The organism is Brevibacillus sp. FIR094, assembly GCF_050477165.1.
In the GTDB taxonomy this organism is placed as follows: Bacteria; Bacillota; Bacilli; order Brevibacillales; family Brevibacillaceae; genus Brevibacillus.
In genome coordinates, this window is record NZ_JBEAES010000001.1 from 339209 (window position 1) to 352296 (window position 13088).

General features: G+C 47.8%; 13 protein-coding genes and 1 tRNA gene. 2 read left to right on the forward strand and 12 right to left on the reverse strand.

Annotation, left to right across the window (positions count from 1 at the left end; translation table 11 throughout):
* The first annotated feature begins 21 nt into the window (after nt 1-21).
* On the forward strand, nt 22-849 hold the full coding sequence (locus tag ACQ5DJ_RS01100; protein WP_429840820.1) for an ABC transporter ATP-binding protein: 828 nt from the start codon (nt 22-24) through the stop codon (nt 847-849).
* 192 nt (nt 850-1041) lie between these two features.
* On the opposite strand, the gene eno is transcribed toward ACQ5DJ_RS01100, so the two are convergent.
* From eno to rpoN, 9 genes are all read right to left on the reverse strand, one after another.
* Complete coding sequence (eno, locus tag ACQ5DJ_RS01105) at nt 1042-2328, reverse strand: phosphopyruvate hydratase (protein WP_409175952.1); 1287 nt, start codon at nt 2326-2328, stop codon at nt 1042-1044.
* Between the two features lie 85 nt (nt 2329-2413).
* The gene (gene gpmI / locus ACQ5DJ_RS01110; RefSeq protein ID WP_429840821.1) at nt 2414-3955 is read right to left on the reverse strand and encodes a 2,3-bisphosphoglycerate-independent phosphoglycerate mutase; all 1542 of its coding nucleotides are present in this window, start codon (nt 3953-3955) and stop codon (nt 2414-2416) included.
* A gap of 12 nt (nt 3956-3967) precedes the next feature.
* Entirely contained in the window at nt 3968-4726 is a 759-nt protein-coding gene (tpiA, locus tag ACQ5DJ_RS01115) for a triose-phosphate isomerase (protein WP_429840822.1), read from the reverse strand.
* 21 nt (nt 4727-4747) lie between these two features.
* Nucleotides 4748-5932, reverse strand: coding sequence for a phosphoglycerate kinase (locus tag ACQ5DJ_RS01120; protein ID WP_392429609.1), 1185 nt, complete (start codon nt 5930-5932; stop codon nt 4748-4750).
* A gap of 98 nt (nt 5933-6030) precedes the next feature.
* Nucleotides 6031-7035 carry a type I glyceraldehyde-3-phosphate dehydrogenase gene (gene gap / locus ACQ5DJ_RS01125; protein WP_007720484.1) on the reverse strand — a complete coding sequence of 335 codons (1005 nt, stop codon included), beginning with the start codon at nt 7033-7035 and terminating at the stop codon, nt 6031-6033.
* 19 nt (nt 7036-7054) lie between these two features.
* Nucleotides 7055-8419, reverse strand: a complete 1365-nt coding sequence (locus ACQ5DJ_RS01130) for a Na+/H+ antiporter NhaC family protein (protein ID WP_429840823.1) — start codon at nt 8417-8419, stop codon at nt 7055-7057.
* An 18-nt stretch (nt 8420-8437) separates the two neighbouring features.
* Nucleotides 8438-9463, reverse strand: a complete 1026-nt coding sequence (locus tag ACQ5DJ_RS01135; RefSeq protein WP_429840824.1) for a sugar-binding transcriptional regulator — start codon at nt 9461-9463, stop codon at nt 8438-8440.
* 167 nt (nt 9464-9630) lie between these two features.
* Nucleotides 9631-9903, reverse strand: coding sequence for a glutaredoxin family protein (locus ACQ5DJ_RS01140; protein WP_429840825.1), 273 nt, complete (start codon nt 9901-9903; stop codon nt 9631-9633).
* Nucleotides 9904-9907: 4 nt separating this feature from the next.
* On the reverse strand, nt 9908-11281 hold the full coding sequence (gene rpoN, locus ACQ5DJ_RS01145) for an RNA polymerase factor sigma-54 (protein ID WP_429840826.1): 1374 nt from the start codon (nt 11279-11281) through the stop codon (nt 9908-9910).
* A 241-nt stretch (nt 11282-11522) separates the two neighbouring features.
* On the opposite strand from rpoN, the gene ACQ5DJ_RS01150 reads away from it, so the two are divergent.
* Nucleotides 11523-11597: transfer RNA gene (locus ACQ5DJ_RS01150), tRNA-Arg, on the forward strand.
* A 112-nt stretch (nt 11598-11709) separates the two neighbouring features.
* Here the strand turns inward: ACQ5DJ_RS01150 and ACQ5DJ_RS01155 are convergent.
* The 3 genes from ACQ5DJ_RS01155 to ACQ5DJ_RS01165 form a co-directional block, all read right to left on the reverse strand.
* A complete protein-coding gene (locus ACQ5DJ_RS01155; protein WP_429840827.1) occupies nt 11710-12192 on the reverse strand; it encodes a hypothetical protein in 483 nt (160 codons plus the stop codon).
* Between the two features lie 43 nt (nt 12193-12235).
* Nucleotides 12236-12715, reverse strand: a complete 480-nt coding sequence (locus ACQ5DJ_RS01160; protein WP_429840828.1) for a hypothetical protein — start codon at nt 12713-12715, stop codon at nt 12236-12238.
* Nucleotides 12716-12904: 189 nt separating this feature from the next.
* A partial coding sequence (locus ACQ5DJ_RS01165; protein WP_429840829.1) for a hypothetical protein occupies nt 12905-13088 on the reverse strand: 184 nt, incomplete at its 5' end.

Sequence of the window (13088 nt, forward strand, 5' to 3'; positions counted from 1 at the left end):
TTTGAAAGGAGTCCACCCCATATGCAAGCTTTGGAAACCCAACGGCTTACGTTATCGTACGGAGAACGCAACATCATTGAAGCATTAGATTTAAACATCCCGCGTGGAAAAATCACCGTTTTCATTGGCAGTAATGGCAGTGGCAAATCGACATTGCTGCGCTCTCTGGCACGGTTACTCAAACCAAAGGAAGGCGCCATCCTGCTTGAAGGAGAATCGATCGCAAAACGCTCTACCAAAGAGGTAGCCAAACGTCTTGCCATCCTTCCTCAAGGCCCATCTGCACCAGAAGGATTGACGATTCTGCAATTGGTCAAACAAGGACGCTATCCTTATCAAAACTGGCTACAGCAATGGTCAGAAGAAGACGAGCAGATGGTCAACAAAGCATTGGCAGCTACTCAACTCACGGAAATGGCTAACCGTGCCGTCGACAGCCTTTCTGGCGGACAACGTCAACGCGCCTGGATTGCAATGACGCTCGCCCAAGGTACCGAAACGATTTTGCTGGATGAGCCTACGACTTATTTGGATATGTCTCATCAGATTGAGATTTTGGACCTGTTGTTTGAACTGAATCAAACGGAACAGCGCACCATCGTCATGGTACTCCACGATCTGAATCTCGCTTGCCGCTATGCCCATCATATCGTTGCCGTTCACAATCAGACCGTAGTAGCAGAAGGCGCTCCGAGCGAAGTACTGACGACCGACCTTGTCCGTACGGTTTTCGATATGGATTGCCAGATTACACAAGACCCACTGTACGGAACTCCTATGTGCATCCCGTACAGTAAAAGCCGCCTGGGCTTTGTGCAGGCCGAACCAAAAGCATTCGCCATGTCATAAGCGCCAAACAACAAAAAGACTGTCCATCGAGTAGTATGGGCAGTCTTTTTTCGTATGCAAAAACTTGAACGCGCAACGAATCGAGGCTTCCGGTGGCATGTTTCTTTGATCCTATAAAAAGAACAGCGGCAGTCCCGGACTTTTTTCGTCCAGGACTGCCGCGCCCTCTTTTTATCTATCAATCATGCAAGCTTACTTCTTCAGGTTGTAGAATGCAGAACGACCGCCAAAACGAGCTGTATCAGCGAGTTCGTCTTCAATACGCAGCAATTGGTTGTACTTCGCTACGCGGTCAGTGCGGGAAGGTGCACCTGTCTTGATTTGACCTGCATTTGTAGCCACTGCGATATCGGAAATCGTAGAGTCTTCGGTTTCACCGGAACGGTGGGAGATCACCGCAGTATAACCAGCCAGCTTCGCCATTTCGATTGCTTCGAAGGTTTCTGTCAGCGTACCGATTTGGTTTACTTTTACCAGAATGGAGTTACCTGTAGAGGTCTCGATTCCGCGAGCCAGACGCTCGGTGTTCGTTACGAACAAGTCATCACCTACCAGCTGAACTTTGCTGCCCAGCTTGTCAGTCAGTGCTTTCCAGCCATCCCAGTCGTCTTCAGACAGACCGTCTTCGATAGAGATGATTGGGTATTTATTTACCAGCTCTTCGTAGAACGCGATCATTTCTTCTGTTGTTTTCACAACGCCTTCGCCTTCGAAGTGGTATTTGCCGTCTTTGAACATTTCTGTAGCTGCAACGTCCAGCGCGAGGAACACGTCTTTGCCTGGCTCATAGCCTGCTGCCTTGATCGCATCCAAAATGGTTGTGATCGCTTCTTCATTGGATTTCAGGTTTGGAGCGAAGCCGCCCTCATCCCCTACTGCTGTGCTCAGGCCTTTTTCACCCAATACTTTTTTCAGGGAGTGGAAAATTTCCGCACCTGTCCGCAGCGCTTCCTTGAAGGAAGTAGCACCTACTGGCATGACCATGAATTCCTGAATGTCTACAGTGTTGTCTGCGTGCTTACCACCGTTCAGGATGTTCATCATCGGAACTGGCAACATTCTCGCGTTGAAGCCGCCGAGGTAATTGTAGAGAGGAACGCCGAGAGAATCTGCAGCTGCACGTGCTACTGCCATGGACACGCCGAGAATCGCGTTTGCGCCCAGCTTGGCTTTGTTTGGCGTGCCGTCGAGCTGAATCATCGCCATATCGATGCCGACTTGATCCAGGGCATCCATGCCGATCAGTTCAGGAGCAATGATTTCATTCACGTTCTCTACGGCCTTCAGTACGCCTTTACCCAAGTAACGGGATTTGTCACCGTCGCGAAGCTCAACTGCTTCATACGCACCTGTAGACGCTCCAGATGGAACATCTGCACGGCCCATCGAGCCATCTTCGAGGTACACTTCTACTTCCACAGTTGGATTACCGCGGGAGTCCATAATTTCGCGTGCATAAATGTCAGTAATCATTGCCATTTCTCGTCCATCTCCTTTTTTCATGTGCACTTACAATCTATTTCGATAAACGCCAAGCTACCCTTACAGTGTGTCCCAGTAAAGCCTATTTTGCAAGTAACGATTTGCCTGTCATTTCAACCGGTTGCGCTACCTCCAAAAGCTCCAAAAGCGTTGGTGACAAGTCGGCCAAAATACCGTCTTCGCGCAGAGCAACCCCGTCTTTGGTCACGATTACTGGCACCGGATACGTACTGTGTGAAGTAATCGGACGTCCCGCTTCATCCAGCATCAGATCAGCGTTGCCGTGGTCAGCTGTGATGACGGCTACGCCACCTTTTGCTACGATGGCATCGACTACTCGGCCCAAGCATGCATCGACCGTCTCGACTGCTTTGATCGTTGGCTCCATCATACCGGAATGCCCAACCATGTCGCAGTTGGCAAAGTTCAGGATGATCGCATCAAAATTTTCTGCCTCGATCTCAGCGACAACAGCGTCTGTCAGCTCTGGTGCACTCATCTCAGGCTGCAAGTCGTACGTTGCCACTTTTGGCGAAGGAATCAAGATACGCATCTCACCTGGAAACTCCTTTTCACGTCCGCCACTGAAGAAGAACGTCACATGCGGATATTTCTCCGTCTCGGCAATGCGCAACTGCTTCAAGCCTTGCTGGGAAAGCACCTCTCCCAACGTGTTATCCAGATTGGAAGGCTTGTAAGCGACATACCCGTCCACCGTCTCGGAAAAATGCGTCAGGCACACAAAATGCAGATCGCGTGGACGCTCATCTCCGCGGTCAAAGCCACGGAAATCTTCATTCGTAAAGGCTTGCGACATTTGAATCGCACGATCCGGGCGGAAATTATAAAAAATAATCGAATCGCCGCTTTGAACGGTCGTCACTGGTTTTCCTGCCTCATCGAGAATCACTGTCGGCATGACGAACTCATCCATAATGGACTTTTCGTAGGATTCTTTTACTGCTTGAACCGGATCACGATAAGCCGGAGCATCTGCGTACACCATGGCACGATATGCCTTCTCTACGCGCTCCCAGCGTTTGTCTCGATCCATCGCATAGTAGCGACCTTGTACGGTAGCAATCCGGCCAACGCCGATCTCTGCGATTTTGGCTTGCAGCTGTTCGATATAACCCACTGCACTGTCAGGCGATACATCGCGGCCATCGAGGAAGCCGTGAATGAACACATCTGCAAAGCCCTGCTTTTTCGCCAACTCGAGCATTGCAAACAGGTGGTTAATGTGACTGTGTACACCACCATCGGACAAAAGCCCGAACAGATGGAGCTGCTTGCCGTTTTGCTTCGCATGCTGGAAAGCAGCGATCAGTGTTTCGTTTTCAAAAAAAGCGCCTTCTTGAATCGACTTGGTAATGCGCGTCAAATCCTGATAAACGACACGCCCTGCCCCGATATTAAGATGGCCTACCTCGGAGTTCCCCATCTGTCCTTCAGGCAGTCCAACAGCCAGCCCACTTGCCTCTAGGGTCGCGTGAGGATATTGGTTCCAGTAGCGGTCGAAATTCGGCTTGCTCGCTTGTGCTACTGCGTTTCCATGCGTTTCGTTACGCAGAGCAAAACCATCCACTATTAAAAGGGCAACCGGTTTTGGTCTTTGTGCCATTGCTTTCTCCTCCTATCGCGACGTAGCTCCTGCCACAAGCTGCAAGTAACTGTCCGCTACGAGACTCGCTCCACCGACCAATGCTCCGTCGATATCCGGCTGTGCCATATAGCTTGCGATGTTTTCCGGCTTTACGCTTCCGCCGTATTGAATGCGCACTTTCTCGGCTGTCGCTTGTCCGAAGCGTTCACCGATTACGCTGCGAATAATCGCAATCGTTTCATTCGCATCCTCTGCCGTGGAAGACTTGCCTGTGCCAATCGCCCAAATCGGCTCGTATGCAATAACGGTATCTGCCACTTGTGCAGCGTCCACTCCAGCAAAGGCACCTTCTGTTTGCGTACGAACGACGTCAGCTGTCTCGCCCGCTTCCCGTTGCTCCAGACTCTCGCCTACGCACACAATCGGTACGAGACCTGCTGCTAACGCGGCTACAACCTTTTTGTTCACGGTCTCATCTGTTTCATTGAAATATTGACGGCGCTCGGAGTGACCAAGGATCACGTACTCCACACCGATTTCTTTCAGCATGGACGCGCTGATTTCACCTGTATAAGCACCTTGCTCTTCAAAATGCATGTTTTGCGCGCCGATGGCAATATCTGTTCCCGCCAGTTCTTCCTTAAGTACAGCCAACGCTGTAAATGGTGCGCAAATGACCTTTTGTACCCCGGAAGTATTGTTGCCTGCCTTGGCATCCTGCGCAAACGCTCTTGCCTCGGCCATCGTCTTGAACATCTTCCAGTTCCCCGCGATAATTGGTGTTCGCATGCAAACTCCCCCTCTTCGCTCTTATTGATTATCTGCCAACACAGCTACGCCTGGCAGTTCCTTGCCTTCCATGAATTCCAGAGAAGCTCCGCCGCCTGTAGAAATGTGTGTCATCTGCTCGGCTACGCCTGCTTTCTCCACAGCTGCTACGGAATCACCGCCACCGATAATGGTCGTACCGCTGCATGCTGCCATCGCCTTGGCTACACCAATCGTGCCGCCTGCAAAAGCATCCATTTCAAATACGCCCATCGGACCGTTCCACACCACTGTTTTGGATTCTACAATGACGCTGTTGTATTGCTCTACTGTTTTTGGCCCAATATCGAGTGCCATCCAGCCCTCTGGAATCGCATCAATTGCTACGACCTGCTTCTCAGCATCTGCCGCAAAACGGTCAGCTACCACTACATCAACTGGCATCAGCAATTGAACGCCACGCTCTTTTGCCTGATCCATCAACGTACGTGCGAGATCGAGCTTGTCGTCTTCACACAGAGAAGCACCAATGCCATAACCCTGTGCTTTAAGGAATGTATTCGCCATACCGCCGCCGATAATCAGATGATCGACTTTGGTCAACAAATTTTCAATGACAGCAATCTTATCTTTTACTTTTGCACCGCCGACAATTGCTGTAAACGGACGCTCCGGATTGGACAAGGCTCCGCCCATAAAGCGAATCTCCTTTTCCATCAACAAGCCCGCAACTGCTGGTATGTACTCAGCGATTCCCGCTGTAGAAGCATGTGCCCGGTGAGCTGTCCCGAATGCATCATTGACAAACAGATCAGCCAAGGCCGCAAAGCTTTTTGCCAGTTCTGGATCGTTCTTTTCTTCTCCCGCATGGAAGCGCACGTTTTCCAACAGGATGACGTCGCCAGACTCCATCCGTTCTACTGCCGCTTCTACGTCAGCACCATGGCAATCCTCCAGCTTACGCACGTCCTTACCCAAGAGCGAGGACAGATGTGCTGCGACAGGAGTAAGGCGCATCTCTTCCACTACTTGGCCTTTAGGACGACCAAAATGACTCGCCAGGATTACTTTGGCTCCTGCCTCCATCATGAAACGGATGGTTGGTACAGCAGCACGAATGCGTGTATCGTCGGTGATTACCCCGTCCTGCATCGGCACGTTAAAGTCGACGCGGCAGAATACGCGCTTGCCTGCCAGCTCAACATCGCGGATAGATTTCTTGTTCATGAACGATCCTCCCAAATCATTGGCTTTTTATTCGGAAAAAAGATATGGGAAAAGGGAGATTGCTCTCCCTTTTTTCCACAACAGTTCTATTTTACGTGTTAGAAGCCGCGCTGTGCAACATAATGACACAAGTCTACGACACGATTGGAGTAACCCCACTCGTTATCGTACCAGGAAACGACTTTCACCATGTTTCCTTCTAGTACCATTGTAGACAAAGCATCAATTGTGGAGGATGCAGGGTTTCCATTGTAATCAGACGATACGAGTGGCTCTTCGGAGTAACCCAGAATGCCTTTGAGTGGGCCTTCTGCCGCTTCTTTCAGAGCGTTGTTGATTTCTTCAACAGTTGCATCAGTCTTCAACTCAACTACCAAGTCCACTACAGATACGTTTGGAGTTGGTACGCGCATCGCGAAACCATTCAGCTTGCCTTTCAGCTCAGGCAGTACGAGTGCTACCGCTTTTGCCGCTCCTGTAGAGGTTGGAATGATGTTCTCCGCAGCTGCACGGGCACGGCGCAAATCTTTGTGCGGCAGGTCGAGAATTTGTTGGTCATTGGTGTAAGAGTGAACGGTTGTCATCAATCCGCGTACGATACCGAATTTTTCATTGAGAACCTTCGCGTATGGCGCCAAGCAGTTCGTTGTGCAGGATGCGTTGGAGATCACAGTGTGTTGCGCCGGATCGTACTTGTCTTCGTTTACACCGATTACGACTGTAATGTCTTCGTTTGTTGCTGGAGCGGAGATGATGACTTTTTTCGCGCCACCTTCCAAGTGCTTCGCTGCATCTTCGCGCTTCGTGAAGCGTCCAGTCGATTCCACTACGATTTCAACACCGTAATCTGCCCACTTGAGTTGAGCTGGGTCGCGCTCTGCCAACACCTTGATTTCTTTGCCGTCAACGATGAGCGTGTTTTCGGAAGCTTCAACGCTCACGTTCAGAACACCATGAACGGTGTCATATTTCAAAAGGTGAGCCAGTGTGTGTGCATCTGTCAGGTCATTGACCGCCACGATTTCTACATTCGGATTGTTCAGTGCTGCACGAAATACGTTACGACCGATACGACCAAATCCGTTAATACCTACTTTTACCATAATGTATACCTCCTGCTTATTAGCTAGCTTTATTCTTCATCGCGAGAAACCTGCCCCCTGGCGAAAACCAGCGGGTCGATAATATCGTAACAATCGGTAATAAGATTGGAAAAAACACAAAGGGTAATGTCTGGATCGTCGAAACACCTAACGTGAGTGCCATCATCATCGATAGACCGTTCCACGGGATCAGTACAGGCATGACAACTGTGGAGTCCAGCATCGTCTTGCCTAACAGCTCGCGCCCTCCTTCCCATTGGGAGAACCGTCCGAGAAGAGTAGAGCCGAGAACCAGTATTGGAATGGTTTGATTACAACTGATGATGACCACTAACAACGACAATGCCGCTGCCTTCGCTACCAACACCGTCTTATTTTTTGTATGGCCCATCATTTTGTCTACGATGGGAGTTAATAAATTGGCTCTGTTCAAAATGCCGTTTAAAAAGCCTGCGAGAATGATTAACGCCAGAACACTAAAGATGGCGAACATCCCGCCCCCATGGACCAATTGATCCAGCGGCGTTCCTGAATGAAGCTCAAATCCAACTAGCATCGATGTAAAAAACGTCTTCACATCCAAATTCCCATTGATCCCGACTAGAATCGCACTGGCTCCGATACCGAAAAACAATGCCTTCACCGCTTTTACTCTCAGTGCGAAAGATGCAATTAACACCACGAGAGGCAGCATGAGTAGCCAATGTACAGAAAAATGGCTGACTAACAGCTCTTGGTACATTTGAATGGTATCCGTCGAGTTCGCATGAGGTCGAAACAAATCAAGAATCAGGAAAAGTAACGCGCAAATCGCTACCGTAAGCAAAGCAGGACGCCGTATTCTTCTTTCCTGCTCTTCTGTCATGCCGACATTGGAAAGCACCAGTAAACGACTGCTGGATATCGGTGAGAAACGTTCCCCCACCATCGCTCCAGAGATGAGCGCACCTCCTACAATTGCAGGTGATATCCCTGCTGCGTGTGCAATGCCCATCAGGGACAGCCCAATCGTACTCAACGTACCGATTGATGTACCCAATAAATAACTGACGCCTGCGGTCAACAGAAAAGAGAGAACGAACAAATACTCGACATTCACAATCGACAATCCGTAGTAAATGATGGCGGGAATCGTTCCTCCCATCATTAATAGCGGAATCAAGAGTCCTACTAAAAACAGAATCGTAAGGACGGGCTTTGCCTTTTGGACACCTTCCCAGCCAAACACGAACTGTTGCTTCCACGGATAACCCAATCTTTTTACACTAACCAGTGTGACCAAGATCGCAAAAACAATCCCCCATGCGATCGGAAAACCGAGCGATAGGCTCAAAATGATGCCAGCGATCATTGCCAAGATGGGTGTTACCGATGTGATAGACATGCGACCGACTTCCTTCCGTTACAATCGTGCGGACAACAGCGTGTAAGCTGCCCCTTCGTCCGTAATGAGTACATTCTGACACGATTGCTTAGCAAAGGAAAGAATCGCTTTTGCCTTGCTTTCGCCCCCCGCAATGGAGAGCACAGTTTCTGCCTTGTGCACTTCCTCTAGCTGTAAACCAATTGTCGGCATTCTGTGGACCGTTTCTCCCGCTTCATTAAAGTAGTAGCCGAATGCTTCTGATACAGCACCCGTCTCCACTAATTCTGCGAGTTCTTCCTCCGAATAATTCCGCCTTCTCGCCATCGTGACGGCATCCCCTATTCCATGCAAAACGATTCGAGTTTTGCCCAAGAGCGACAGCACATCTTGTACTTGCGGCTCTTTGACCAATGTCTGCAAGGCTTCTGGATGGAGGCGATCCGGTACGTGAAGAAGCCGATAAGAAGCACCTGTTTTCGCTGCCATGGCGGAAGCGAGCGTATTCGCTTGTAGCTCTACGCGTTCTCCCAGTCCACCGCGAGCAGGGACAAACTGAACGTTTTTGAACGAGGCAGAAGGCGTCAGATGACTTGCTACACTGGCGATGGATGAACCACCTGTTACCGCTACAATGTCTCCTTCTTGCACGACCTGTTTGAGTACCCTTGCGCCAACCCGTCCCAGCTCTTCCTTTACCCAAGGCGATTGGTCTGCATTGCCCTGCACCACAATGACTTCTGATATGCCCAGCTTTTTGCGCAGGCGCTCCGCCAAGTCAGTAAGGCCGAATAGCTCTCCGACGAGAGGCTCCATGTCGTCCAAGACTTGTTGTCCTTCTTCACTCAGGCTCATTCCCGCAGCCGTTACATGAAGGAGCCCCGTCTCTTTTAGCAGTTCCACTTCTGCCCGCAAAATACGCTCAGTGGTATCCATGGCTTGAGCTAGACCTCTTCTGCCAATCGGCTGCAAATGATAGATGGATCGGAGCAACATGTACCGCTGACGCAAAACCTGAATCAAGTCAGGCAACAATTTTTGTTGCAGTTCCAGTAAACGTCGCATTTTGCCTTCTTCCTTGGTTACAAATTGTTGATAGGGACGTTTTATGTCCCTGTATATACATTTTATGTCCCGCTTGGTGCAAAAAAAAGATCACTTGCTACAACTTGAATGTATCATATTTAACAATATCTTGCAAGCTCCCCCGAGCCCCTATAAAAAAGAGCCACTCAAGACTGAGCGGCACGTCTATGTAATTCGTTTCGCAGCTCCTCGAGCGTCACCACATGTGTAATGGAGGGAAACACGATTTCTCCATCAATCTCGACTACTGGAATGACAAACATCATTTCTTCATGCAAGACCGGATCACTTTCAATATCAACCATGCGCATACGAAGGGGGAACTCCTCCGCTAGACTGCGGATGTAGAGCTCCACCTCGTTGCACAAATGACATTTTTTTCTTCCGTACAAGACAATTTCAAACATTTTTTCATTCATGCCCTTAAAACCTCTTTCGTTTGGCCGACGATGGGATCAGCATTTCTTCCCGGTACTTGGCAACCGTGCGGCGGGAGATTTCAATCCCCTCTGTAAGCAGCATCTCACCGAGCTTTTGATCAGATAACGGAGACTTCCGATCTTCTTGCTCGATCAGTGCTTTGATTCTGCGCTTAACACTCTCAGAAGAAGTCACTTCCCCGCTGGAAGTAGAGAGTGCTGACGTAAAGAAATACTTCAGCTCAAAGATTCCGCGTGGTGTCTGGACGTATTTATTGCTGGTTGCCCGGCTGATCGTTGATTCATGCAGGCTAACCCGCTCTGCTATTTCCTTTTGTGTCATGGGCTTTAAATAATGAATCCCCCGATCAAAAAACTCCCGTTGCATATCGAGGATGGCCTGTGTTACACGCATGAGCGTCAGGCGGCGCTGCTCCAGACTTTTTGCCAGCCACATGGCAGCATTCAGCTTATCGTGAATGAACTGCTTGGCTTCATCCTGACTTTTTTGCTGGCTCAGCATTTTTTCATAGAAGCTGTTTATTTTCAGCCGCGGTGCAGCAACATCATTGACCAATACTACATAATCATTCCCGACCTTCTCTACCGTCACATCAGGAATGACATATCTTGTCTCTACTGTGGAAAAGGCCGCTCCAGGACGCGGATTCAGCGTACGGATTAAGTCTGCCATCGCCTGAACCTCTTGCGGTGAACATCCGATTTTGTCTGCAATCCGCTGATAGCGATTGTCCGCTAAATCTTGCAGGTGGTTGCGAACGACCTGAACGATCTTTTCATCATCGAGTGCCAAATGCCCGAGCTGCAACAAAAGACATTCTTCCAGGCTGCGTGAAGCTACGCCTACTGGATCAAAATGCTGCAAAACGGACAACACGTCCTCAATTTCCAGCATTTCAGCACCCAGGCGCGTACTCGCTTCCTCCAATGTAATTTCCAAATACCCCTTCTCATCCAGATTCCCGATCAAAAAGAGAGCGATCTGTTTTTGCAGCGACGAGAATCCTTTTACATAGCCGAGTTGACGCTCCAGATGTTCGTACAGCGTCTCCGCACCTTGCTGGACGTAATCCAGCGGATTGTAAGTGCTTTCATTTTTCAACGAACCGTACTCACCTGTCGCGCGATTGCCCACAATTTCTTTCCAGTCAATCTCAGGAACTGGTTTCTCTGCTTTTGCAGAAGCGACTTCTCCAGCCACTTCAAGGTCAAAAACAGGATTTTCATTGGCCTGATCTTGCAAATAGGAGATGAGATCAATGGCTGAATACTGCAATATGGTAATCGCTTGGCGTAATTCCGGCGTCATCACTAATTTCAGTGTTTGTTCTTGAAATAACCCCAATCCCATGTTCATGAAGCTCGCCTCCTTCGCACTTGCTCATGCTGCTCGATGACTCTTTATTTTCATTATATTCGTTCTCTCTTGCAATTTTCCTGCCAAATTGATGAAGCAGAACACAAAAAATGTCGAATGATCTTCACCTAAGGACTTTTTCACTCTCGCTTACCTTATCGCTAGTTTTTTCTGTTGAACTACTTTTTTCGTTTGCATTGAGATTCCCGATGTTCTATAATAAAACTTGTCGTCACAATATACGCCTGTAGCTCAGTGGATAGAGCAATGGTCTCCGGAACCATGTGCGGGGGTTCGATTCCCTTCAGGCGTACCATACGTACAAACAATAAGCGATCTCTTGGATTTCAAGAGGTCGCTTTTTTATGTTGAATCCCAGATCGAAACAAAAAACAGCCCGATTAAGGACTGTTTTTCGTGCGTTACATTTACTGGTTAAAAATCGCTTTGAAAGAATATGGGATTGGTTCTATTTGTCTATTATCTAATACTGCATTTGGCGTCGCCAGTAAAATGCTGTACTGGCCTTCTTCCGGGATATCTACTGAAAAAGATGTATTACCTTTGGTAACAACTCTATGTAGAAACCCTCCTGTTGGCTTCCTCACCAAGATTGTTATCGGCTCAGAATTTGATGACAAGGTGCTGAATGCAAGATTAAACTTTCCTGGTTTTGCGTAAAAATTAAAATAATCATTATCTCTATAGTGATTAATGGCAGCAGTGTATGAAACGTTCGAATTTATATATGGAGCGAATGCAACACTATCATTTGGTTCATATGGATCGGTTACAGAAGCCGCTGCTTTTTGGGAAGACTTCATATTTTTAGCTGGTTCTGCTGCAAATGCGGAAGCAGATGCTGATAAAGCTACTGCGAGTGTCAACAAGCTAACTACGACTTTTTTCATGAATAAAACCTCCGCATATATTTAGTAGAAATAGTCTGATATTTTATTGATTATAAATGGCTTTAAATGCATAAGGGATTGGTTTGATTGGCTTGGAATCAAATGCAGAGTAGTCATAAATCATGATGTAGTAAAGGCCCTCTTTTGTGAGATCCTGTGTGAAGCTTAACTTCCCATTTTCTACAAAACGAGGTGCCCCTGACATTTTACTTTCATGAAACACCGCTACCCGCAGGTTCCCTTTTTCTGATGTTAAGCTACTAATCGCAAAATTAAGTTGGCCCGGTTTCGCGTAAAACTTAAACCAATCAACATCTTTGTTATGGCCAATCTCTGCTGAATATGAAACATTGGAATTAGCAAATGAAGCAAATGGAAGATCATCATTTGGCTCATAAGGATCATTTGCCGAAGCAGCTTTTTGAGATGATTTCGAGATTTTTACAGGTTCTGCTGCCAGTGCAGATACAGAAGCAGATAATACGAGTGACAGGCTCAATAGACTTGCTACGACTTTTTTCACGAATAAATCCCTCCAAAAGCTGTGATAGTAGGCACTATTATTTTTTACCATTTTTTAACATAATTGTAAATACTAGTTTTGTAAATTTTTGCAAAAATTTGGTGATTAAGCACGAATAAACTCGACATTTATCGATTTTTGCTATTCCTCATATGTTTGGAGGACCATACACAAGAAAGCCTTTCACGATTAATTACATAGATTGTCATAATTGTAAACTACACTAATATTTACCATATATAATCCATTTTGTAAATTCAACATTTGTATTATTTTGTAATAAATTGCTGAATGGTGAATGCAAAAAAGCCCTGGAGCTGGTCTTACCCCTGTCAAGCGGACAGAACTAAAAAAGCCTAAGCAGCCAGTGTGA

Bases quoted from the DNA above. Each gene is read 5' to 3' on its own strand.
- ACQ5DJ_RS01100 (WP_429840820.1), top strand. From the start codon at position 22: ATGCAAGCTTTGGAAACCCAACGGCTTACGTTATCGTACGGAGAACGC.
- eno (WP_409175952.1), bottom strand. From the start codon at position 2,328: ATGGCAATGATTACTGACATTTATGCACGCGAAATTATGGACTCCCGC.
- gpmI (WP_429840821.1), bottom strand. From the start codon at position 3,955: ATGGCACAAAGACCAAAACCGGTTGCCCTTTTAATAGTGGATGGTTTT.
- tpiA (WP_429840822.1), bottom strand. From the start codon at position 4,726: ATGCGAACACCAATTATCGCGGGGAACTGGAAGATGTTCAAGACGATG.
- ACQ5DJ_RS01120 (WP_392429609.1), bottom strand. From the start codon at position 5,932: ATGAACAAGAAATCTATCCGCGATGTTGAGCTGGCAGGCAAGCGCGTA.
- gap (WP_007720484.1), bottom strand. From the start codon at position 7,035: ATGGTAAAAGTAGGTATTAACGGATTTGGTCGTATCGGTCGTAACGTA.
- ACQ5DJ_RS01130 (WP_429840823.1), bottom strand. From the start codon at position 8,419: ATGTCTATCACATCGGTAACACCCATCTTGGCAATGATCGCTGGCATC.
- ACQ5DJ_RS01135 (WP_429840824.1), bottom strand. From the start codon at position 9,463: ATGCGACGTTTACTGGAACTGCAACAAAAATTGTTGCCTGACTTGATT.
- ACQ5DJ_RS01140 (WP_429840825.1), bottom strand. From the start codon at position 9,903: ATGAATGAAAAAATGTTTGAAATTGTCTTGTACGGAAGAAAAAAATGT.
- rpoN (WP_429840826.1), bottom strand. From the start codon at position 11,281: ATGAACATGGGATTGGGGTTATTTCAAGAACAAACACTGAAATTAGTG.
- ACQ5DJ_RS01155 (WP_429840827.1), bottom strand. From the start codon at position 12,192: ATGAAAAAAGTCGTAGTTAGCTTGTTGACACTCGCAGTAGCTTTATCA.